Origin of the sequence: Phormidium tenue FACHB-1050, assembly GCF_014696925.1 — a bacterium.
Classification (GTDB): domain Bacteria; phylum Cyanobacteriota; class Cyanobacteriia; order Pseudanabaenales; family Pseudanabaenaceae; genus Pseudanabaena.
Genome location: NZ_JACJQY010000032.1, coordinates 26,818 through 49,344 on the forward strand (window position 1 = coordinate 26,818; position 22,527 = coordinate 49,344).

The following is a 22,527-nucleotide window of genomic DNA, read 5'->3' on the forward strand; positions in this document are numbered from 1 at the left end:
TTGCGCCATGCTTGAATCTATATTCAATGATTTGTAGAAGATGCGAAGCGCTCTCTAAAAATCATTGAATATGTGGTCAACTTACTAGGATAGTTTACGGTGTATAGGTTATTAGTACTAAATCAGATCTAGACGGTTTTCCGAAATCCATAAAAAAGAAGCGATGCTAATCAAGCATCGCTTCTTTTTTATGGATTTATTTCTTTTTGATATCTTTTGCCATGTTGAGAAAGATATCCATACTCGAATCTACACGAGTGTTAATCTTTGGCTCAAATGTGGATTGTGGTTTTGGTTCAGAAACATTGCTGGTAGGAACATCAATTTCATTACCTTCAATTTTCTCGGTTGCTGATACAATCTCTGTAATTTCAGCGCCTTTGACCCCGTTAACCGTAGGGAATGTTTTTTTGACAGCCTTGGGTGTACGCATGTAATCAATGTTGCCAAAGGTTTTGGCGGAATCTTCATCTAGAAAATAAGATGATTCTGTGTTGCCTGCATCCTTCTTCTCATCCTTTTTGCCAAATAAGCCGAAAAGAGCCATGTATTTATACCTATTTTCCTGAAATTGGGTTGAATTTGTCTTTTTATTGCGATGTGTAACATTTTAGCAACATACCGTGCAATCGCGATCGCGATGATTTTTAACAATAAAAAAAGCAACACTTAGTGCTGCTTTTTTTTGATTCTTGGCGAAATCGCCTCTTTAATTACAATTTAATTACAATCTGTAGTTAGCGTTGTTAATGCGCTCACGTCCCATAGACTCATCAGGCTTTTTAAGTGTGAACTTGTCAGCATTTGCTTTGATCAGTTCTTTTTGCGCTTCATTTAAACCATCAATTTCTAGCACCTCGTTTAGTGATTTGTAAGGTGCATTTTCAATAATGATCCGCCCCAAGGTTGGATACATGCCACGTACTTGTCGGAAAGTGTTGATATTAGAGTTGTTGAGGTCGATTTTGCTAAGATCTTGTGTGTAAAAATTGGTAGCAGGTAATTCTTCGGCAAATGCAGAGTTACTGCCAAAAGAACCTAAAAAGCCAGTTGTCCAAATTGACGCGATCGCCACTAATAAAACAGAAAAGCGTATAAGTGCTTTCATGCCTAAGGTCTCTCTATTAAAAAAATAATTTATTCACTTTCGAGATTAGCAGAAAAGTGGAAACCCAAAGCCTTAGGGCTGGCAAATAAAGCATATGTAAATAATTATTTCTATTTGTTAACGTTCCTTTACAAATCCTCGCATAATTTTCAAACCAATAAAAATTTCTTAATACCTTACGCTATAACGATCCCAGCCTAAAATTCTAAATTTATGACGATCGCCTAGGTTTAAGTAACTATAAACAACTACAGAGTCGGTAAGTGACCATAGGTAGAATGACTGTCTAGAAAATGGGTGGGTAATTACAACGGTTACTTTTGAATATGTTAAGTCTCGAAAACTTCCCTTGGCTCACGTTTATCATTGCCTTTCCCATAGTTATGTCCCTCGTGGTTGCCTTTGTCCCAGACAAAGGTGACGGCAAAACCATTCGCTGGTTTGCACTCGTAGTCGGACTAATTGACTTTGCGGCGATCGCCTATGCCTTCTGCGTAAAGTATGACTACAGCAACCCTAACCTCCAACTTGTTGAGAGCTATTCTTGGGTTCCCCAACTGGGGCTAAATTGGTCAGTGGGTGTTGATGGACTCTCGATGCCTTTGGTATTGCTGACTGGATTTATCACCACATTAGCAATCTTGGCTTCCTGGCCCGTTACTCTGAAGCCACGCTTATTTTTCTTTTTGTTGCTGTCGATGTATGGCGCACAAATTGCTGTATTTGCCGTTCAGGACATGCTGCTATTTTTCCTAACTTGGGAATTAGAGCTAATACCTGTATATCTATTACTCTCGATCTGGGGCGGATATAAGCGCCTATATGCTGCTACGAAGTTTATTCTTTACACAGCGATCGGCTCACTGTTCATTCTCGTGGCTGGGTTGGCGATGGCTTTTTATGGCGATACTGTCACCTTTGACATGGCAGCCCTTGCTAATAAGAACTACCCCCTCACCTTCCAATTGCTAGCCTACGGTGCATTCTTAATTTCCTACGGGGTTAAGTTACCGATTTTCCCTTTGCATACATGGCTACCCGATGCTCACGGTGAAGCAACTGCGCCCGTGCATATGCTCCTTGCAGGTATCTTGCTGAAAATGGGTGGCTATGCGCTGATGCGGATGAATGCGGGCATGTTACCTGAAGCCCATGCTTACTTTGCCCCCATCTTAGTAATATTGGGGATCGTCAATATTATTTATGCGGCGCTTACATCCTTTGCTCAGCGCAGCCTCAAACGCAAAATTGCCTATTCCTCAATTTCCCACATGGGCTTTGTGTTGATTGGTTTAGCTTCATTCACTGATCTTGGTACAAGCGGCGCTATGTTGCAAATGATCTCCCACGGATTAATTGGCGCGAGCTTATTCTTCCTTGTGGGCGCAACCTACGATCGCACCCACACATTGATCCTTGATGAGATGGGTGGAGTCGGTCAGCAGATGCCCAAAATCTTTGCGATGTTTACAACCTGCTCCCTTGCATCTCTGGCGTTACCAGGGATGAGTGGATTTGTGGCTGAGGTAATGATTTTTGTTGGTTTTGCGACGAGTGATGCTTATAGCGGCACATTTAAAGTGATTGCCATCTTGTTGATGGCAGTGGGTGTGATCTTAACGCCTGTATATCTGCTCTCGATGTTGCGCGAAATTTTCTATGGACAAGAAAATAAAACTCTCACTTCTCATCAAGATCTCGTTGATGCAGAACCTCGCGAAGTCTTCATCATCGCTTGTCTATTGATTCCAATCATCGGTATCGGTTTCTATCCTAAAGTCGTGACTCAAATCTATGATTCGACCACGACACAACTGGCGGCGACTTTGCGTGAAGCTGTTCCCGCTCTAGCGAATAAACGCGATAACAAACGTTTGGCAAGTTTACAAGCTCAGGCTGCACCAAGTTTAAGCCAATAGACTAAAGAAGGTTCGCTAAGCGAACCTTCTTTTTTGTCCCCCTTATATAGCAATGTAAACTAAGGTAGGGGCTTGGTCTCCAAGCCCCTACCTTTACAAATATGTAGAGATTTGGTCTCCAAATCCTCTTTTAAGATTAGATAGCAACATTATGACGGTTTTGGTTCTACGTAACATCAGTTTCATCCAAAATGAAATCCTTGGACTTGGCATATATAGCTGTCGCCAATCTTGTTATGACATAAAACCCAAATAGTGTGAGGCGGCGCGAAGCGCCGCCTCACACTATTTGGGTTTTGATTTGTCCTGATACAGGTGGCTATAGCTATAGATGCCAAGTCCTGAGGCGGTGACTTTCAAATTTCTAACTTGCACGAATTTTATAGTATTTATGAAAATCGCGATAAAATCTTAATTTAGTTGCAGCAAATTTCTTAGAAATCCCGATCGCATGATTTTCCCTGAGTATTCTGACTTTATTGAGCTTGCTAGCAAAGGTAACTTTGTACCTGTACATATGGAACTGGTTGCCGATCTCGATACGCCTGTTTCAGCTTGGTATCGTGTCTGTCAAGGTCAACCCTATAGTTTTTTATTAGAGTCAGTGGAAGGCGGCGAAAGGCTTGGGCGTTATAGCTTATTGGGTTGCGATCCTCTATGGGTACTAGAAGCAAGAGGCGATCGCACCACACAGACATTTCGTGATGGCACAGTGAAGGAATTTATAGGCAATCCCTTTCAACATTTGAATAATTGCCTTGCACCGATTCATCCTGTGCATTTGCCCCAGTTACCGCCGAGTTTAGGGGGACTATTTGGCTATTGGGGCTATGAATTAATTAATTGGATCGAGCCAAAAGTTCCTGTATTTCCTTGCCAAGAGGGAGACACGCCTGATGGGGTGTGGATGCAGGTCGATAGTTTGCTGGTGTTCGATCAGGTCAAACGTAAAATTTGGGCGATCGCCTATGCCGATTTGAGTAATGGTCAAGATCCTGAAATAGCCTATAAATCAGCTTGCGATCGCTTGACGGTGCTGGTGGATAAACTGCGATCGCCGCTAGATCGCCACAAAACAGCGATTACTTGGACAAATCCCCGTTTGCAACCACCCGTAAGTTATACGAGCAATGTCACCCGTGAGAAATTCTGCAAAGCCGTAGAGCAGGGAAAGGAGCATATTAAGGCTGGAGATGTTTTCCAAGTTGTTCTTTCACAAAGATTGACCACAGAGTTTAAGGGAGAACCATTCAGTTTGTATCGCTCTTTGCGCGTGGTCAATCCTTCGCCTTACATGGCTTTCTTCAATTTTAAAGATTGGCAGCTAATTGGCTCTAGCCCTGAAATCATGGTCAAAGCGGAAGTAATCGATGGAGTCTCGCGCACAGTCCTCCGCCCGATCGCAGGCACACGCCCTAGAGGTGCGACACCTGCCGAAGATGCCGAACTTGCGAAGGATTTGTTAGCTGATCCAAAGGAAGTTGCCGAACATGTGATGCTCGTAGATTTGGGACGCAATGACCTTGGTCGTGTTTGCAAAAGTGGCACGGTGAAAGTCGATGAATTGATGTCGATTGAGCTTTATTCCCATGTGATGCATATCGTCAGTAATGTCGTTGGCGAAATTCGTCCCGAAAAAACAGCTTGGGATCTGCTTCAGGCTTGCTTCCCTGCGGGTACGGTTAGTGGTGCGCCAAAGATTCGAGCCATGGACATTATCCATAACTTGGAAGGCGATCGCCGAGGCACTTATGCGGGAGCCTATGGCTACTATGACTTTGAAGGTCAGCTAAACACAGCCATCACAATTCGGACAATGGTAACGAAGGATGGAACGGCTAGCGTACAGGCTGGTGCTGGTGTGGTAGCTGATTCCGATCCTGAGAAGGAATATCAAGAAACCTTGAATAAAGCAAAGGGAATGTTGGAGTCTCTGCGCTGTTTGGGATAGTGAATAAATGAGAATGCGATCGCTCAAATCTATTAGTTGAGATTAATGGCGATCGCATTTATCCGATGCAATTGAGTCTGACAAGATGGATTTAGAGCAGAGACTAACGGAACTAGAACGCAAAAGAGCAGAAAGAGATAAATAGCGATCGCTAAATTTATCTCTTTGATGATTAGCGATCGCTGTTTGTAACATGGCTTAATCAACTCTTGCGGATATAACTATGATTTTAGTAAGCGATCACTAAAATTCATCATCGGTTGAGAGTAAAAGAGCGATTTTATTAAACTAAATGATTATGAATCGAGCCTTTAGGTAGTTCGTCATAATCCCCTTCCCAAGAGAATCTCAAACGATTTTTGTAGACACCTTGATAGTTAAAAAGATCTAAAAGAACAAGCTCTAAATACCACAAACTCAAGCGCCATGCTTCTTTTCTTATGCTTTTGGGATGTACTTTTTCCTTTTGTTCAAGATGAGTAAGCTTATTGCGAACTTCCGTAATTGCCTTAGGCATATTAATTTTCTTTTCTTCAGCAAATTCTAGTAGCTTGATGATTAAATTAGATTTACTGTCAAGGTCATTAATGGGAAGTTTTGACTTTTTAAACAATTTTTCTAGCTTCAACGCTGCGTTATTTTTAATAAATATACCAATCCGATGTTCGTATAAAAGTTCAAGGGCTGAATGAGCCAAGATGATTGAACCATCAATAGCTCCTGCCTGAAGGTTACTTTCTACATACCAGTGAATAGCAAGTTGTAGTGGCTGCTGCCAATCTGGATCTTCCCAAAGATTCATAAATCCGACAAAAGCTTCTGTTAAATTTTCAGGTCTTTGAACTGGGAACCACGAAGTTATATTTCGTTGGTATGCGGATGCTGTAGAAGAATACCAAATTTCCCATGTAGGAATATTTTCAGCATTAAAACCAATAGGCAGTAAAGGTACTACCCACATTCCTCTAGCAAATGATAGAAAAGATGATAAACCACTTAAAATATCTAGAGCTTCTTCAGAGGTAAATGTATGTTTGTTGCTCTTTTCAAGTTTAGCTACATGGGTAATTGCATATCCGCCCTCATCTTCTAGAGAGTTAGTCAGTTCTTTGATTTTTTCTACTGGAGCAATCGTTACTTTCCATCCATTTGCTTCTAATAAAAGCTGATAGCTATGAAAGTTTGTGAGGTGAAATATTACATAGGAAAGATTTGAATTAGAAGTGATAACAGCAGGCTCATGTAAAAAGCCTGAAACCTCTGTTTTTATTCCTACCGATAATTGATATTTAGTAGCATTAGCTTCACAGGAAGCCTTTAAATTGACTAATTCTAAGACATGTGGTTTCTCATAACTAAACGCAACACTATCGTTAGATCTAAAAGAATATTTGATTCTTATTGTGGGAAACCAATTAAGTTTTACGGTTCCAGTCCCGTGAGCTATGATATCCCGATCTCCTTGGTTTCCAATAAATTTCATGTCTCCTTCGTAGAGAGTCAATGGTTGGTTTATCTCCTCTGTTACATATACTGGAGTTAGTGATTGAGGCTCAATATTCATTTGATTACATTTTTGATTTTTCGTGTTTAACTATGACAGTAATCTTTATTTTATGAAAATTCAAGTAAGAGCAGCAAATTTTTTGTGCAGAGGGGTATTCCTTAGGAATTTGAGTTCGCAAAATTACTCATTTCAGGGCGATCGCATAAACTAGAATGTAATCAATAAATACAGGTAATTAAGCAATGCAAATTACAGTTGATATTCCCGATGAATTTCTACCAAAAATCAAACAAACAGGCTTCTCCCTGCAAGAAATTGTTGCGAAAGCAGTTCAGCAATATCTTAATAGTGAATCAACTTTACTACAAACACAAACTTGGCAACTATGCGGTAAACTGCAAATTTCACAGCCAAAAGAAACGAATATCGTCGATGTTTCCACTATTGAAACAAACTATGCCGAACAGATTGACGATATTTTGTATGGGAATCTCTCATGTTAGAAGTTATTCTTGATACATCAGCACTTATAGCCTTTTTTGTCGGCTCAGAAAAACACCATAAAGCAATACACGATTACTTTTTCGCCAATCCTAAAACAAGATGGGTAATCATCTCAACGGTCTTTATTGTTTCTTTTGATGAGCATATTCGTCAAATGAGTGGGCTAGGAGTTAATTGCGTACCGTTAATTTAAGAACCTATGAAATACACAATTACACTTCAATGGTCTGATGAAGATAAATGCTTTGTTGTTTTCTTGCCAGACTTTACCAACATCAACCAACCTTGCACTCATGGCAAAACCTATTCAGAAGCACTACAAAATGCTAAGGAACTGATCGAAATTCTAATAGAGCTTGCGATCGAAAAGAATGAACCATTACCGAAGTATAAACCATATTACTATAGCAAAATCTCAGAATGATTAAGTGAGAAATTGCTCATGTGAAGGCGATCGCCTAAACTAAGATTTAAGCTTGATAAATATTACAAATAGAACTTAGCCAGACTTTACTGAATATTAACTAAATGATAAAACCTCTATTGATTGTTGGTAGTGATACGGGTATTGGGAAGACTGTTTTAACGGCGGCTTTGGCGGCTTATTGGTTGACCTATCGCGATCGCAATGTATCTCTAACCGAACCTAGTAAATCTCTCGGTATTTATAAGCCTTTGCAATCAGGAGAAGGCGATCGCGAGTTCTATAACCAGACTTTTGCGCTTTCGCAAACCCTTGCCGAAATTACGCCTTTGTATTTTGAAACGCCGATCGCTCCTGCGATCGCCGCTTATAAAGAAGGTAAAGCAATTGATTTAGGGCTAATTTGGCAACAGTTCCAAAAATTGCAACAACAGAAGGAATGTCTATTAGTTGAGGCTATGGGAGGTTTAGGCTCACCAATTACCGATGAATATATTGTGGCGGATTTGGCTAGAGATTGGGCTTTAGACACTATTTTGGTTGTGCCTGTGCGTTTAGGTGCGATCTCTCAGGCGATCGCCAATGTAGCTTTGGCGAATATGCAAAAGGTGAAGCTCAGAGGAATTGTGCTGAGTTGTTCTCAAGTTTATTCTACGGAAGAGATTGAAGAACTTGCTCCGCCACAGATGATTTCGCGACTTGCCTCAGTTCCCATTTTGGGAATTCTGCCTTATATCAAGGATTTGAGCGATATTGCACAATTGGCGCTTGCGGCTTCAGAGTTAGACATAGAAAGAATTCTGATTTAGTAAAGGCGATCGCATAGTAAGGCACATTACTAGTGATATAAATGAAGCTATGTATGATCGCCTTACTGCTATAGCTTTTCTCAAGCAAATTTCTGCCGATCTCCACAAACCCGATCGCAGTGAAATTGTGGCGACTTTAGGCGATCACCCGATTACATTGGGGCGCGATCCTAGTTGTGAAGTGGCGATCGATATCAACATCTATGGCTCGGTGTCGCGTCGTCATGCGGAAATTCGTCCCATTTTTGTGGAGCAGAACAATCGTCAAGATGTTAGACAGAAGTTTAAGGGATGGGAAATATGTGATCTTGATAGTGCTAATGGCACATTTGTTAATGATCACCGTTTGTATAGCTGTTATCCACTCAAGCATGGCGATCGCATTCAGCTAACTAAAGGTGGTCCCCAGTTCGTATTTGAGCTAGATCCTAGTACTGAGACAACTTTAAACACAGATCTTAGAAAGCGTCCGCGATCGCAGATTACCAGCATTACTCTCACGAAGCTCTTACCAATTTTCTCCACAGGAAATGATTTGTGGAAAAAAGCTTATCTCTTGCCAGGGATTGCGACCGTGGGATTTGTGGTGATGATGTTTGCTTTTTTGGGACAACCACAATTATTTAATCTCACAATTTCTGTATATATCAGTCTCGCAGCATATTATTTTGTCTATCAACTTTGTGGCAAAAATAAACCTTGGTGGGTAATTTTAGGCGCAGCAATATCTACAGCATTGATTCTCAGAAGTCCCATTTTAAATATTTTTTTCTGGTTCTTTTATAAGGTTTTACCAGGGACTGCACCAACGGGGCAGGTTAGCTTTATCAGTGTTTTGATTGCGATGTTTTTTGGGGCGGGATTAATGGAGGAGTTGCTCAAGGCTTTGCCCGTGTTTGCGCTCTGGTTTATGGGATTACGACTAGGGAAGAAATGGCGATCGCGTGTAGGTATTAGCGAACCTTTAGATGGAATCTTGATAGGTGCGGCTTCGGCTGTGGGTTTTACACTGACGGAAACCTTGGGCTTATATGTACCTAGCATTGTGCAGAGTGTAGCTAATCAAGCTGGTAGTCCTGAGATTGCGGAACTGACAGGTTTGCAATTATTGATTCCTCGCGTGCTTGGCTCAGTAGCTGGGCATATGGCTTATAGCGGTTATTTCGGCTATTTCATTGGGTTGAGTATTATGAAACCTTCTCTCCGTTGGCAAATTCTCACAATTGGATATCTTAGTTCGGCTTTACTTCATGCCCTTTGGAATACGAGTGCTTTAGTAAGTTTTTGGCTATTGGCAATCGTTGGCGGTCTTTCCTATGCGTTTCTCGTTGCTGCAATTCTCAAAGCCCATAGCTTTTCATCAAAGGTATAAGATTTAACGAATGGTTAATAGACTTGCTTTTATTTCCCAACAAGTCTATTTTAGGTCTATTTTAGGCGCTCGCTTTTTGATGGGTTTTATTTATGGCGATCGCAGATTCTGAGATTGAGTGGCGGCGATTTTAGGCAGATCTGGTGATTTGGTCTTTGAGTTTTTATCTTGGTGGTACGGATAATGACTAGTCTGGCTATAGAATCTTAGTAGCCGTAATCACTTTTAAAATATGCAGGTTTCTGACAAAGCTAGCTTTGAGAATATATCTACCAACAACCAGGAAATAATTCCTAGTTTTGACGCTAAAAATCCACCAAATCCACAACTAATTGATGCTTGTGTACATTGTGGCTTTTGCCTGTCTACCTGCCCTAGTTATCGCATCATCGGTAAAGAAACAGATTCGCCACGCGGTCGCATCTATTTAATGGATGGAATTAATGAAGGCGATATTCCTTTATCACCTGCGATCACCCAGCATTTTGATTCTTGTTTAGGATGTCTTGCCTGTGTCACCACCTGTCCATCAGGCGTACAGTATGACCAACTGATCGAAGCAACTCGCGCTCAAGTTGAGCGCAATCATCCGCGATCGCTACCTGAGAAATTATTACGGCAATTTATCTTTTCGACTTTTCCCTATCCCAATCGCCTCCGAGTGTTGCTTGCGCCTTTATTGGCTTATCAGAAATTAGGGTTGCAAAAACTATTGCGATCGCAGGGTTGGCTAGAAAAGTTTTTGCCCAAGCAACTAGCTGCTATGGAATCGGTGCTACCCGAATTGACTCCCCAAGCTTTTCAGGATAATTTACCCGAAGTAATTGCTGCTCAAGGAGCAAAGCGTTACCGTGTGGGAATGCTTTTGGGCTGTGTGCAGCGTGTATTTTTGCCTGAGGTAAATAATGCGACAGTGCGCGTACTAACAGCCAATGGATGTGAAGTTGTAGTTCCTAAATTGCAAGGTTGCTGTGGAGCATTATCCCATCACCAAGGACAGGAAGCCCAAACTCTAGAACTTGCAAAGCAGACCATCGATGCTTTTGCTGACTTAAATCTTGATGCAGTGCTAGTCAATGCTTCAGGCTGTGGACATACATTGAAAGAATATGGTTATATTTTGAAAGATGATCCTCACTATGCTGAGAAAGCAAAGCTATTCTCTACAAAAGTAAAGGATGTCCAAGAGTTTCTCGATCATGTAGGGCTAACTGCCAAGCTTTCTCCTTTGCAGGATGAACCTTTAGCGATCGCCTATCAAGATGCTTGCCATATGCTGCATGGACAAAAAATCAGCCTCGAGCCACGTCGTTTGTTGCGTCAAATACCCAATGTCCAATTAAGGGAATCGGTTGATGCTTCGCTATGCTGTGGTAGTGCAGGAATCTACAACATTTTGCAACCAGAAGTTGGGCATGAATTGGGAGAGATGAAGGTAACTAATCTCACGGATACGGGCGCTCAATTAATAGCTTCGGCAAATGTGGGCTGTATTACCCAAATTCGGAAGCATTTGAAATTGCAAAATAAGAATGTTCTCCTTATGCATCCAATGGAACTATTGGATTATTCTATCCAAGGTAAGAAGCTATAAGGAGCCAAGAACTCAAGTTCTTGGCTAAAAGCTCAAGTCCACTGAAGTGGACTAAAGATACTTTCATATAGCTATAGCCACCTGTATCAGGACAAATCAAAACCCAGATAGTGTGAGGCGGCGCGAAGCGCCGCCTCACACTATCTGGGTTTTATGTCCTAACAAGAATGGCGACAGCTATATAATCCGTTTCAAAGGGTTTGAGCTTTTATCCCAGAGTTGATTGCAGGACTACTCGGTAATTGCTATAGCAATTACTGATTAAACGAACCAAATATTTTTGTGAAAGTTTTGCAAAGCAAAACTTTCACAAAAATATTTGGTTCAAATTTGAGCGCAAAGCGATGCAAATATGACTAAAATTTTGTAGCAACAATGCAAGATCTACCTTGGGCTTTTGCTTCATATAAAGCTTGATCGGCATGAAGAATTAATTCTTCAATTGTTGTATCTAGGGAAGGAATACAAACACTAAGCCCAGCACTGACAGTAACGACATTACTCACCTTGGATTTCTCATGGGGAATCTTTAAATCTGCGATCGCTTGAAGTGTCATTGCCGCAATTTTTTCAGCGTCAATCAAGGTAGCATCAGGCAACAACAAAGCAAATTCTTCGCCACCATAACGAGCCGCCACATCAGTTTTACGTTGAGCCATATTACTGATTGTATGGGCAACTTGCTGAAGACAATGATCACCCATTTGATGCCCATAGTAATCGTTGTAAGCTTTGAAATAGTCAATATCCAACAAAATCATAGCAATGGAATGTTGATATCGACAGGCTCGTGCTAACTCCTTTTCGATGACCGTATCGAAAGAACGGCGATTAGGGATTTCCGTCAATCCATCAAGGTAAGACATCTTTTTTAATTGTTGATTGAGAATCAAGATTTCTGCTTGAGCCAACCTTAGAGCCTCCAACTGTTCGCGTGATCGGATTGCAAACCATACCGCGATCGCAATGACAATGGAAAATAGTCCCCCAAAAATTAAAATTCCCTCAGCAACAAAGTTTTTTGTTTTGAAACCATATTGATTTGTAATATATAGCTCAGTTGAATAAAGCGCTTGCCAGAGACAAATAGTAATCGTAAAACCTAAAACACTTAAGATAAGGGGCAACACAACTGAGGGGATTTTTTGCTGAATCTGCCAACTCAAATATCTTGCTTCTAAAACCAACATCATCCCCACTACGATAAAGCCTATCGAAGTATGGATCGCCATCTTCGTTAAATTGCCCCAACCGTAGGCTGCTTCGACATTAGATAAATATCCTAAAAAGGCAACACTTCCAAGTCCCATAATCACCGTCCCCAAAAAACTTCCAACTAAAAGTTGGTTCAAATTAAGTTTTTTTGTTGACATTATGAGGATGGCAAGACCACTTAGCAAAAAGTTTAAAGCTGTATTTGGAGCCATGCGGCCGGGTTGCGAAGTGCCGATCGTAATGTAATGCTTCATCAATAATTCGTCGATCGACAGATTTATCCCAAAAATATGTTGAACTAGAGTTAATCCGCCTAATAAAACTAGTCCAATCCCAATATATTTGACAAATTTTTTGCGATTATTGATTACACCCAAGAGCGCTAGACCTATAAGCCCAAATCCTAGAGCCGTATTAAACTGCATCGGCACAAATTTAGGATGGATCTGAATCAACCTTTCAGAACCGATATACCATCCCCATATCACTGTCAAACCTAGGGCGAGTAATAAAAATGCACCAAGGTTAATGCAAAATCTTAAAAAAGTGTATTTATGCATCTTTAGTGACGAAGGTTGAATTGGGTTCTCATTGCTTTTTGCAAATCGTTTAGGGAATATCCAGATGAATCATGTAACATCAGAAAGATAGTGCGATCGCTTACCAAAAGCTTTTTTACTGTAGAAAAAACAATTTTTTGCCGAATAAAACCCAGATTTGAGTTTTAATTTTGATTTTCTAAAGTTTTATACCACTTTAGGCAATTAGTATAAGTGAAAAATTATAAATACGATATTGATTAGAAATGTTAAAAGATGCAAGAGCGAAACGGATCTCAACAGTTTGTGATTAGTTCCGAGCAAGAACCAGCTAAGAAACTAAAATTTGCCAAGAATAGTGGATTTCAGACTGAACTGAGAAGACGAGTGGATCAACTTTTTCAAAATAGTGAGCTTAGAGAACGTGATTGTTCACAGATGTACATGAAAACAGTGATTTTGCTGTTTAGCTTAATCGGGTTATATACTGCCCTAGTTTTCTTTGCCCAGACATGGTGGCAAGTAGTCCCCCTTTGTATAGCCCTTGGGGTCATCACCGCAGGAATCGGTTTTAGTATTCAGCACGATGGCGCACACCATGCTTATTCAAATATTGCGTGGGTAAATAAGCTCATGTCTATGAGTTTAGATTTAATCGGTGGAAGTTCCTATATTTGGCATTGGAAACATGATGTCCTGCATCATACCTATACCAATATTGCTGGCTACGATATGGATCTAGAAGTAGGAATCTTTGGGAGGCTTTCTCCTTCCCATCCCAGACTTCTATTTCATCGTTGGCAACATTATTATCTTTGGCTACTGTACGGTTTGTTAGCGATCAAGTGGCATTTTTATGACGATTTTTATTGCCTGATCACTGGCAAAATTGGCGATCGCACCTATCCTCGTCCTACCAAGGGCAATCTTGCGATTTTCTTTGGTGGCAAGCTCATTTTCTTCACACTTGCCTTTGCTATTCCCTTACTATTTCACTCTGTATGGCAGGTTTTAGCTGGTTATACGTTAGTCGCTGTAACTTTGGGCATCGTACTGAGTGTAGTATTTCAACTAGCCCATGTAGTTGAAGAAGCAAATTTCCCACTGCCTGTGCAAGAAGTGAACGTTATTGAGAATGATTGGGCGATCCATCAAATTGAAACAACGGTGAATTTCTCTCGTAATAATCCCTTTGTGACATGGCTAATTGGTGGCTTAAATTTCCAAGTCGAGCATCATTTATTCCCGAATATTTGCCATGTTAATTATCCTGAGATTTCCAAAGTAGTCGAGCAAACCTGTCTAGAGTTTGGCGTGAGATATAACTATCACACTTCTTTCTGGGCGGGTTGTCTATCTCACTTCCATTGGTTGCGCCGCATGGGAAGCATATAAAAAAAGAGCGCCTAGCGCTCTTTTTTATGTCAATTTGAAGAGAGTGCGCCCCGAAGGGGCGCACTCTCTTCAAATATTTGGAGTTATTAATAGCTATCGGTTTTACTGACAGTCGTATTAATTAGTTGTTGATTTGCTTGATTGAGACGATCGGCGATCGCTTCTCGCACATCACGATTTACATGAGTATCAGCAAGAACTTCCTGCGCCATTTCTCGATATTCGGCACTAGTGGTGAGATCCACTAGATCGAGTTGGTTGAGGTTTTCATAGACAGTCTCAGGAGAAACCAACACATTACTTTCCATAGTTCATTCCTTACTTTATGACAGGCAAGGGGCTTAAGCCCCTTGTTATAGATTGATTTAGGGTAAATCTGTATTACCCATAAGATAGCGATCGCATTCACGGGCAGCACCACGACCTTCGTTAATCGCCCAGACGATTAGACTTTGTCCACGGCGACAGTCTCCTGCGGCAAAAACGCTAGGTAGACTAGTAGTAAATTGACCGTGATTTGCTTTGACATTACTACGAGGATCGCGTTCCACTCCTAGGGAATCCAGTAAAGGTTGTTCTGGTCCTAGGAAACCCATTGCCAGCAACACAATCTGAGCAGGGATTACCTTTTCAGTACCAGCTACTTGCTTGGGAATGAACTGACCCTTATCATTGCGTTCCCATTGCACTTGCACAGTGTGAACCGCTTTGACCTGACCGTTTTCATCTCCCTCGATCTTAGTTGCAGTCGTGATATAAGCTCTAGGATCGTCACCAAACTTTGCACTTGCTTCTTCTTGTCCGTAGTCCATCTTGTAGACTTTCGGCCATTCGGGCCATGGATTATCCTTAGCACGGGTGGCTGGAGGCTTAGGCATGATTTCTAACTGGACAACACTATTGCAACCATGACGAATTGATGTACCAACACAGTCCGTACCTGTATCGCCACCACCGATAATCACCACATCTTTACCCTGTGCAGAGATAAAGTCATCCCCTGACTTACCATTGAGAACTGCCTTAGTATTTGCCGTGAGGAATTCCATGGCAAAATGAATGCCTTTGAGTTCGCGTCCTTCGATACTTAAATCACGGGGTTTAGTTGCACCCGTACAAAGTACAACCGCATCAAATTCTTTAAGCAAATCTTCCGCAGGGAGATCCTTGCCAATTTCGGTATTGCAAACAAACTTCACCCCTTCTTGCTCAAGGATACCTAAGCGGCGCAATACCACTTTTTGCTTGTCCAACTTCATGTTGGGAATGCCATACATTAACAATCCACCTGGGCGATCGGCGCGTTCATAAACAGTTACCCAATGCCCTGCTTTGTTTAGCTGCGCTGCTGCACTCAATCCTGCGGGACCTGAACCAATTACGGCAACTTTTTTTCCAGTGCGTTTTGCAGGAGGTTCGGGGACGATCCAACCTTCTTCCCAACCCTTATCGATGATTGAGTACTCAATATTCTTAATAGTCACAGGTGGGTTCGTAATCCCTAAGACACAGGAACCTTCACAGGGAGCTGGGCAGACACGACCTGTAAATTCTGGGAAATTGTTGGTTTTGTGTAGACGATCTAGGGCTTCGCGCCACAGTCCCCGATATACCAAGTCATTCCATTCGGGAATCAGGTTATTGACTGGGCAGCCGCTAGCCATGCCACTGATCAGGTTGCCTGTATGACAAAATGGTGTACCACAGTCCATACATCGAGCGCCCTGTGTGCGGAGATTTTCATCGGGCATATGGACATGAAATTCATCCCAATTTTTGATGCGATCGCTTGGTGCTATTTCCGTCGGTGCTTCGCGAAGGTACTCAATAAATCCTGTCGGTTTTCCCATTGCTTTTCGTTTCTATGTTTTGATGAGTCAGCATTTCTGAAATTATGAAACCAATTTTAGGATTTCCGCGCCGTAGGCGCGGAAATCCTAAAATTGGTTTTGATAAGTAAGCTATTTGCTATTTGATCAATAGCCCATAAAGTATTTTTAAACTGCTTAACTTGTTCTAAGCATATTTTACGGGTTTCCTTAATATTAGTTAACGTTGCCATCTGAATAATAAGGAAAAAGTCTTTGGAGATTGACTCTGATTTGAGAAACAGTGTCACAAAACCCAAATAGTGTGAGGCGGCGCTTCGCGCCGCCTCACACTATTTGGGTTTTGAATTGTCCTGATATAGGTGGCTATAGCTATACAAGATTTTCGTTGATTGTATTTTGGTTATATTATTGTTTCTATGATTACACCACTCAAACGCAAAAATTTTGATGAGCTTATTCCTGCTGTACCTACCTCAGAGCAGTATCAATACTATTGGGGCGATGGTCAGAGTGTATTTCGTCGCGTTGCCATTTCGATCGCCAGTGTAATTGTATTCACAATCCTCTATAACCGAGTTCATGAAAACAATCCCAGTAGTTTCGCGGCTCTAGTCATGTTTGTTTGTGCAGCCTTGGGCGGATTGTATTGGATGTTAGAGCCAGTGGGACTGGCTAGCATTCGTAATGCCAAGTTGCGTCGCTTTGCCTATTGTGGCTTTTGGCAGGCGGAAGTGTTGGATGTGTATGTCTCGCAGGAAGTGCTGGCTCGTGCTGAAAAGGTAAACTCACGGGGACGCATGGATGTTAGTTATGATGCGGAAAGTTTTTTAAATATTGAGCTGGGTGATGAGACGGAGTTTGTAACGACTTTACGCTTACCGATGAAGCGCGAACTGAAGCGGATTCGACCTGAGCAAACGGTATACATGTTGTTATTTTCTAACGATCGCCGCTTTGGTCGGGTTAGTCGGATCACTTCTGATGCTTACATTCCTCAATACAATCTCTGGGTGGGAGATTATCCTTATTTACGTCGTGACACTTTTGTAGATCTGACTAAATATATGGTTAAGCGATCGCAGAAAGTAACTAGCTAAATTGCGAAGCCCAAATAAAGAATCAGTGGCGCGGCAACGCCGCGCCACTGATTCTTTATTTGGGCTTCGCAATTTAGGGGTTATGTAATGTAATACAGAGAAATTATGAAAAAGCTTGCTAAGCAAGCTTTTTCATAATTTCTCTGGTTTTTGAGAAAGCGCAAAGCGCTGTACTTTAAAATTGCTGTTGAAAAAGGACTGGGGCATTGACCCGAAACGGCTCAGCACCTAGGGATTTTGGGTCGATGCGCCAGCGTTCTTCTATGGTGCTGTACTCGGCTATCTTTTGATCGCGGCGATTATGCAGCATGACATTAAAATTTTGCTTTTGGGCTTCAGTGCCGAGCTTAAATAGAAAACTAAAACGCTGCAAATAATCAGAGGCTATCCATCTAGTTGTATTAATCGTGACGATCGCTTGTTTAGCTTCCGCATCGATCTCAATATTTTCTACCCAACCTTCTTGCAAGCGTTGAGTTTTCCACCACAGACTTGGCTCGACTGGTGCTTGAGGGATAGTGATCACCTCCTCTGCTGAGGTCTCACTTACTATCACCAATGGTGCGATCGCGCCAATACTTAGCGCTAATAAAATATGATTAACAACTAATTTGTCAGTCATCCTAAACCTCATAACGTATTTTTCAGGACTTGAGCCATTATAATCGCTTTAGAAAGCGCAAAGGAGCTTAAAGTTCCCAGTTGCAAGACTATCAAGCAGGAGTAACATCATGCCAGTTGTGGCAGTGATTGACTACGATATGGGCAACTTACACTCAGCCTGTAAAGGGCTAGAGATGGCAGGAGCCACCCCCATAGTGACCAATGATCCGCACAAGCTAGCCGCCGCCGATGGGATTGTTTTACCAGGTGTTGGTTCATTTGATCCCGCAATGCAAAAATTGCGGGCGACGAAGCTAGATCAGCCCATCCATGAAGCGATCGCGTCGGGCAAACCATTTTTAGGAATTTGCTTAGGGATGCAAATTTTATTTGAGAGCAGTGAAGAGGGGCAAGAATCGGGATTGGGTCTCATCAAGGGACAGGTTAAGAGATTTAGCAATGAGCCAAACTTGACAATCCCGCATATGGGCTGGAACCAGCTAGAACTAAAACAAACTAATTGTCCGCTTTGGCAAGATTTGGGCGCTAGTCCTTGGATGTATTTTGTGCATTCCTACTACACTGCACCTGTAGATGACTCAGTAACAGCAGCGACGACAACCCACGGTAGTCAGACTGTGACTGTGGCGATCGCCAAAGATAATCTCATGGCTGTACAATTTCATCCCGAAAAATCATCCACTGATGGGATACATTTGCTATCAAATTTCGTCAGAATGATCAGTGCGTAGCATAATAGTAGAATCTTGAGAGATTTATGAAGATCCAAATGATCAAAAAACTGGGTATTGTTTCTTGTCTGGCTGTAGCTTGTGCTGTGGTTTCGCCATCTGTAGTTCGCGCCCAATCCAATGCAGGATTCATTTTATTTGGCGGAATCAAGGATAGCGCACTTGACTATTGCCTCGACAGTGGCAGCAGTGGTCGTAATGATCGATACTATCTAGAAGTAAAACCACAAAAATTTAAAGTTTCCGAAGTAATCATTACCTATCCTGATCACTTTACTGGTAGCTTTGATACGTCAGATATCAAACTGCGCGTAACGGATCAATGCCGTGGGGGCAAAGATTTAGAAATTGAATCAGCAACTTGGGATAAAGAAACTCGCCGTATCACAATCATTCCTAAAGAAGCAATTCCTTCCAAAACAGCCTTACGAGCCGTGCTATCTAATGTCCGAAATCCTGACTACAGTGGTTTCTATCAGTTTGATGGCAGGGTTATGCGTGCCGATATTCCCGTCCCAGTTTATATTGGCTCATGGGTAATTACCCTTGACTAATACCAAATTCACGAAAGTGTGACAACAATTTTGTAAATTGAAAACCAAACCCAGTAAGGGTTTTATACCAGCAATTCTCATTATGAAACCGATTTTGGTGTTTCCAGCGCCTTCGGCGCTGGAAACACCAAAATCGGTTTTTTGAAAGCCCACCGTCGGTGGGCTTTCAAAAAACCGATTTTTATAATTAGAATTGCTGGTTTTATACCAAAGCACAAAATGATTTAGCCATTTTGTGCTTTGGTATAAAACTATAAAAGTTTACTAATAACCCAAAGAAAATAGAGGAGGGTGCTTAGCGCCCTCCTCTATTTTCTGGTTTTATTGATATAGTTTTTCAGACCTTGTGCAACTTCAAGTATGAACATTTTAATTAGTAATGATGATGGTATTTATGCGGCGGGGGTAAGAGCGCTAGCTGAGGCTCTAAGTGATACTGAGCATCGGATTACGGTGGTATGTCCAGATCGAGAGAGATCGGCTACAGGACATGCCCTAACTTTGCAAGAACCTTTACGGGTTGATCAAATCGAAGGAGTTTATCCATCCAATATTGAAGCTTGGGCTTGCTCTGGTACGCCTTCGGACACAGTGAAATTAGCACTCGATGCATTATTAAGCGATCGCCCCGATCTCGTATTATCAGGCATTAATCGCGGCGCAAATTTAGGAACTGATGTTTTATACTCTGGTACAGTATCAGCCGCAATGGAAGGAGTACTAGAAGGTGTGCCAAGTATTGCTTTTAGTTTGACTAGCTTCGCCCATTTAGATTTTAGCGCAGCGGCAAATTTCGCTAAAAAAATGGTCAACATGATCTCAACTTATCCACTAGAAGAAGCAATTCTTCTAAATGTAAATATCCCTGCCATTCCAGAGTCAGATATTTGCGGTGCTGTTGTTACTCGTTTAGGAATTCGTCGCTATAAGGATTTATTTGAAAAACGTATTGATCCGCGTGGCAAAACTTACTACTGGCTATCAGGTGTAGTGGTCGAAGAAGAAGCAGAAGCTGATACAGATATTCAAGCGATTAGAGATAATTACGTGACGATTACACCTCTCAAGTATGACTTAACTCTTGCTGCGGCAATTCCTTTTATGAATACATGGATAGAAAAGCTAGCTACTCTGACAGGTTCGTAATACATACAGCGCTTTGCGCTCAAACCCAAACCAAGAAAAAAAATGAAAGCGTTGAGAAGCAACGCTTTCATTTTTTTTCTTGTGGTTCGTTTGAGCCGCAATAGCTGTAAAAGTGGCGCGAAGCGCCGCTTTTATGTATTTGGGTGCGAATAGGTTAGAGTTCCTTGATTAGCATCAAGCTCAGCCATACAACCAACGGGTAGAGGGGCATTTTCGCCATCATGTCCGAAGGGTAAGTTCATCACAATCGGAATTCCTAAATCCGTCAGGCGATCGCGCCATACTTCTTCCATTGTAAAACTGGGAGTATTAACTTCTGCTTGGCTAAATCGACCGATCGCTATACCTTTTAACTTTTGAAGATGCCCCGAACAACGCCAATGGGTTAACATGCGATCGACTCGATAAGGTGCTTCAGATACGTCCTCAATGGCTAAAATGACATTTTCTAAATCTGGACAAATATTTGTACCAATAATATGAGTTGCGAGAGTTAAGTTGGCGGGTAAAAGAACACCTGTAGCTTGACCATTATTCCATCCATCACCTGACAAGGAAATCGCATTAATTTTTCCTTCGAGCCAATCAAATAACTGCTGTTGCGATCGCTCAGGTTCCTTAGCTAATGTCGTGATTACTGGTGCATGTAAGCCACCAATCCCCTTATGTTTAGCAAAGCCCCAGAGTAGCGCCGTAATATCAGAAAACCCGATTAACCATTTAGGGCGATCGCTCAGTTCTTGCCAATCGATTTTTTCGAGTAGGCGCATCGAGCCATAACCACCCCGCGCACAGGCGATCGCCACAGAGTCAGGATCATTCCATGCATCAATTAATTGCTGACACCGTTCCTCATCGGTTCCTGCCAGATAGCCCCAAGGCTGACTGAGATGCTCAGGTATCACCAGTTCATAACCGCGATCACGCCAGACTTTTAGCCCCTGCTCAAAGCGCTCCCATTCGCGCAATGCACCACTAGGAGCAATGATACGAACTTTTTGAGAGGGGGTAATAATCGAAGGAAATTTAGTTGGATGCATAATAACTAGCTATTTTTGAGCATTCTATAGCGTCAATATCCCCAAGCAAGGTTGTGTATATTGGCGCACCCCAAAAGATATAATCGCTTAAGACTTATTTACATAATCATAGACACAATCACAGATTTATATGGCAGAGGTTACTTTTTTCAACGCCCTCAGAGCAGCGATCGATGAGGAAATGGAGCGCGATCCAGCCGTTTATGTTTTAGGCGAAGACGTGGGGCATTATGGCGGCTCCTACAAAGTAACCAAAGACCTTTACAAAAAATATGGTGACTTGCGCCTGTTGGACACCCCGATCGCTGAAAACAGCTTCACAGGTATGGCGATCGGCTCAGCGATGACAGGTTTGCGCCCGATCATCGAAGGCATGAACATGGGCTTTTTGCTACTCGCCTTTAACCAAATCTCCAATAATGCAGGGATGTTGCGCTATACCTCTGGCGGTAATTTCAAAATCCCCATCGTCATTCGTGGACCTGGTGGTGTGGGACGCAACCTCGGTGCAGAACATTCACAGCGTCTCGAAACCTATTTCCAAGCTGTTCCCGGCATTAAAATGGTGGCTTGTTCTACGCCTTACAATGCTAAAGGTTTGCTGAAATCGGCGATTCGCAATGATAATCCGATCCTCTTCTTTGAGCATGTGTTGCTATACAACCTCAAGGAAGATATTCCTGACGAAGAATATTTGTTGCCTCTCGACAAAGCCGAAATCGTGCGTGAAGGTAGCGATGTTACCATTCTCACCTACTCAAGAATGCGCTATCACGTTCTCAAAGCGGTCGAGACCTTAGTTGACAAAGGCTACGATCCTGAAGTGATTGACTTGATTTCCCTGAAGCCTTTGGACATGGAAACCATAGTTACTTCGTTGCGTAAAACCCATCGGATTGTGATTGTTGAAGAAGGAATGCGCTGTGCCAGTATTGGTTCAGAGATTATTGCTTCGATCAATGACAGCTATTTTGATGAGCTTGATGCTCCGATCGTACGTCTTGCGGCGCTTGATGTACCAACTCCCTATAACGGTGGCTTGGAAAATCTGACGATCCCTCAACCTGAAGATGTGATTGCCGCAGTTGAAAAATTATTAGCTTAATTCATAGCGCTTTGCGCTCTGACTAAACAAAAGAAAGGAGGCGCTACACGCCTCCTTTCTT

The 22,527-nt window shown here is 42.0% G+C and carries 23 protein-coding genes; 14 read left to right on the plus strand and 9 right to left on the minus strand.

The features are described 5' to 3' along the window. Positions 1-196 precede the first annotated feature (196 nt). Complete coding sequence (locus tag H6G05_RS17440) at positions 197-547, minus strand: hypothetical protein (RefSeq protein ID WP_190579786.1); 351 nt, start codon at positions 545-547, stop codon at positions 197-199. Between the two features lie 177 nt (positions 548-724). Next, positions 725-1,108 carry a photosystem II complex extrinsic protein PsbU gene (psbU, locus tag H6G05_RS17445; RefSeq protein ID WP_190579788.1) on the minus strand — a complete coding sequence of 128 codons (384 nt, stop codon included), beginning with the start codon at positions 1,106-1,108 and terminating at the stop codon, positions 725-727. 326 nt (positions 1,109-1,434) lie between these two features. Here psbU and H6G05_RS17450 point away from each other — a divergent pair, with 326 nt between their 5' ends. Beyond that, positions 1,435-3,027, plus strand: coding sequence for an NAD(P)H-quinone oxidoreductase subunit 4 (locus H6G05_RS17450; RefSeq protein WP_190579791.1), 1,593 nt, complete (start codon positions 1,435-1,437; stop codon positions 3,025-3,027). Between the two features lie 451 nt (positions 3,028-3,478). Further along, a complete protein-coding gene (gene trpE / locus H6G05_RS17455; RefSeq protein WP_190579793.1) occupies positions 3,479-4,978 on the plus strand; it encodes an anthranilate synthase component I in 1,500 nt (499 codons plus the stop codon). 42 nt (positions 4,979-5,020) lie between these two features. On the opposite strand, the gene H6G05_RS17460 is transcribed toward trpE, so the two are convergent. Together H6G05_RS17460 and H6G05_RS17465 are read right to left on the minus strand one after the other, a co-directional pair. Then, entirely contained in the window at positions 5,021-5,173 is a 153-nt protein-coding gene (locus tag H6G05_RS17460) for a hypothetical protein (protein WP_190579795.1), read from the minus strand. Between the two features lie 88 nt (positions 5,174-5,261). Further along, entirely contained in the window at positions 5,262-6,542 is a 1,281-nt protein-coding gene (locus H6G05_RS17465; RefSeq protein WP_190579797.1) for a hypothetical protein, read from the minus strand. Between the two features lie 185 nt (positions 6,543-6,727). On the opposite strand from H6G05_RS17465, the gene H6G05_RS17470 reads away from it, so the two are divergent. The 6 genes from H6G05_RS17470 to H6G05_RS17495 all read left to right on the plus strand — a co-directional run bounded on the left by H6G05_RS17470 (position 6,728) and on the right by H6G05_RS17495 (position 11,188). Beyond that, entirely contained in the window at positions 6,728-6,988 is a 261-nt protein-coding gene (locus H6G05_RS17470; RefSeq protein WP_190579799.1) for a hypothetical protein, read from the plus strand. Continuing rightward, a complete protein-coding gene (locus H6G05_RS17475; protein WP_190579801.1) occupies positions 6,982-7,182 on the plus strand; it encodes a hypothetical protein in 201 nt (66 codons plus the stop codon). Before H6G05_RS17470 ends, H6G05_RS17475 begins: the two co-directional genes overlap by 7 nt. Before the next feature lie 6 nt (positions 7,183-7,188). After that, complete coding sequence (locus H6G05_RS17480) at positions 7,189-7,413, plus strand: type II toxin-antitoxin system HicB family antitoxin (protein WP_190579804.1); 225 nt, start codon at positions 7,189-7,191, stop codon at positions 7,411-7,413. 104 nt (positions 7,414-7,517) lie between these two features. Next, positions 7,518-8,222, plus strand: coding sequence for a dethiobiotin synthase (gene bioD / locus H6G05_RS17485; RefSeq protein ID WP_190579806.1), 705 nt, complete (start codon positions 7,518-7,520; stop codon positions 8,220-8,222). Positions 8,223-8,271: 49 nt separating this feature from the next. After that, entirely contained in the window at positions 8,272-9,594 is a 1,323-nt protein-coding gene (locus H6G05_RS17490; protein WP_190579807.1) for a PrsW family glutamic-type intramembrane protease, read from the plus strand. Between the two features lie 232 nt (positions 9,595-9,826). After that, positions 9,827-11,188, plus strand: coding sequence for a (Fe-S)-binding protein (locus H6G05_RS17495; protein WP_190579809.1), 1,362 nt, complete (start codon positions 9,827-9,829; stop codon positions 11,186-11,188). A 356-nt stretch (positions 11,189-11,544) separates the two neighbouring features. Here H6G05_RS17495 and H6G05_RS17500 read toward each other — a convergent pair whose 3' ends face one another. Further along, the gene (locus H6G05_RS17500) at positions 11,545-12,963 is read right to left on the minus strand and encodes a GGDEF domain-containing protein (RefSeq protein WP_190579811.1); all 1,419 of its coding nucleotides are present in this window, start codon (positions 12,961-12,963) and stop codon (positions 11,545-11,547) included. Between the two features lie 255 nt (positions 12,964-13,218). On the opposite strand from H6G05_RS17500, the gene H6G05_RS17505 reads away from it, so the two are divergent. After that, complete coding sequence (locus H6G05_RS17505) at positions 13,219-14,337, plus strand: fatty acid desaturase family protein (protein WP_190579813.1); 1,119 nt, start codon at positions 13,219-13,221, stop codon at positions 14,335-14,337. 86 nt (positions 14,338-14,423) lie between these two features. On the opposite strand, the gene H6G05_RS17510 is transcribed toward H6G05_RS17505, so the two are convergent. Both H6G05_RS17510 and gltD read right to left on the minus strand, forming a co-directional pair. Then, complete coding sequence (locus H6G05_RS17510) at positions 14,424-14,645, minus strand: hypothetical protein (RefSeq protein ID WP_190579815.1); 222 nt, start codon at positions 14,643-14,645, stop codon at positions 14,424-14,426. Positions 14,646-14,702: 57 nt separating this feature from the next. Then, on the minus strand, positions 14,703-16,187 hold the full coding sequence (gene gltD / locus H6G05_RS17515; protein WP_190579817.1) for a glutamate synthase small subunit: 1,485 nt from the start codon (positions 16,185-16,187) through the stop codon (positions 14,703-14,705). Positions 16,188-16,585: 398 nt separating this feature from the next. On the opposite strand from gltD, the gene H6G05_RS17520 reads away from it, so the two are divergent. Continuing rightward, positions 16,586-17,266, plus strand: coding sequence for a hypothetical protein (locus H6G05_RS17520; RefSeq protein ID WP_190579819.1), 681 nt, complete (start codon positions 16,586-16,588; stop codon positions 17,264-17,266). A 175-nt stretch (positions 17,267-17,441) separates the two neighbouring features. On the opposite strand, the gene H6G05_RS17525 is transcribed toward H6G05_RS17520, so the two are convergent. Further along, complete coding sequence (locus H6G05_RS17525) at positions 17,442-17,888, minus strand: hypothetical protein (protein WP_190579821.1); 447 nt, start codon at positions 17,886-17,888, stop codon at positions 17,442-17,444. Between the two features lie 109 nt (positions 17,889-17,997). On the opposite strand from H6G05_RS17525, the gene hisH reads away from it, so the two are divergent. From hisH to surE, 3 genes are all read left to right on the plus strand, one after another. Next, the gene (hisH, locus tag H6G05_RS17530; RefSeq protein WP_190579822.1) at positions 17,998-18,621 is read left to right on the plus strand and encodes an imidazole glycerol phosphate synthase subunit HisH; all 624 of its coding nucleotides are present in this window, start codon (positions 17,998-18,000) and stop codon (positions 18,619-18,621) included. A 38-nt stretch (positions 18,622-18,659) separates the two neighbouring features. Continuing rightward, a complete protein-coding gene (locus tag H6G05_RS17535; protein ID WP_190579824.1) occupies positions 18,660-19,175 on the plus strand; it encodes a DUF2808 domain-containing protein in 516 nt (171 codons plus the stop codon). 360 nt (positions 19,176-19,535) lie between these two features. Next, positions 19,536-20,321: a 5'/3'-nucleotidase SurE gene (gene surE / locus H6G05_RS17540; protein WP_190579826.1), complete on the plus strand. Its 786-nt coding sequence runs from the start codon at positions 19,536-19,538 to the stop codon at positions 20,319-20,321. Between the two features lie 131 nt (positions 20,322-20,452). Here the strand turns inward: surE and H6G05_RS17545 are convergent, their stop codons facing one another. Further along, entirely contained in the window at positions 20,453-21,361 is a 909-nt protein-coding gene (locus H6G05_RS17545; RefSeq protein ID WP_190579828.1) for a S66 peptidase family protein, read from the minus strand. A 130-nt stretch (positions 21,362-21,491) separates the two neighbouring features. On the opposite strand from H6G05_RS17545, the gene H6G05_RS17550 reads away from it, so the two are divergent. Beyond that, positions 21,492-22,466 (plus strand): alpha-ketoacid dehydrogenase subunit beta, encoded by a 975-nt coding sequence (locus tag H6G05_RS17550; RefSeq protein ID WP_190579830.1) that lies wholly within the window; start codon positions 21,492-21,494, stop codon positions 22,464-22,466. Positions 22,467-22,527 lie beyond the last annotated feature (61 nt).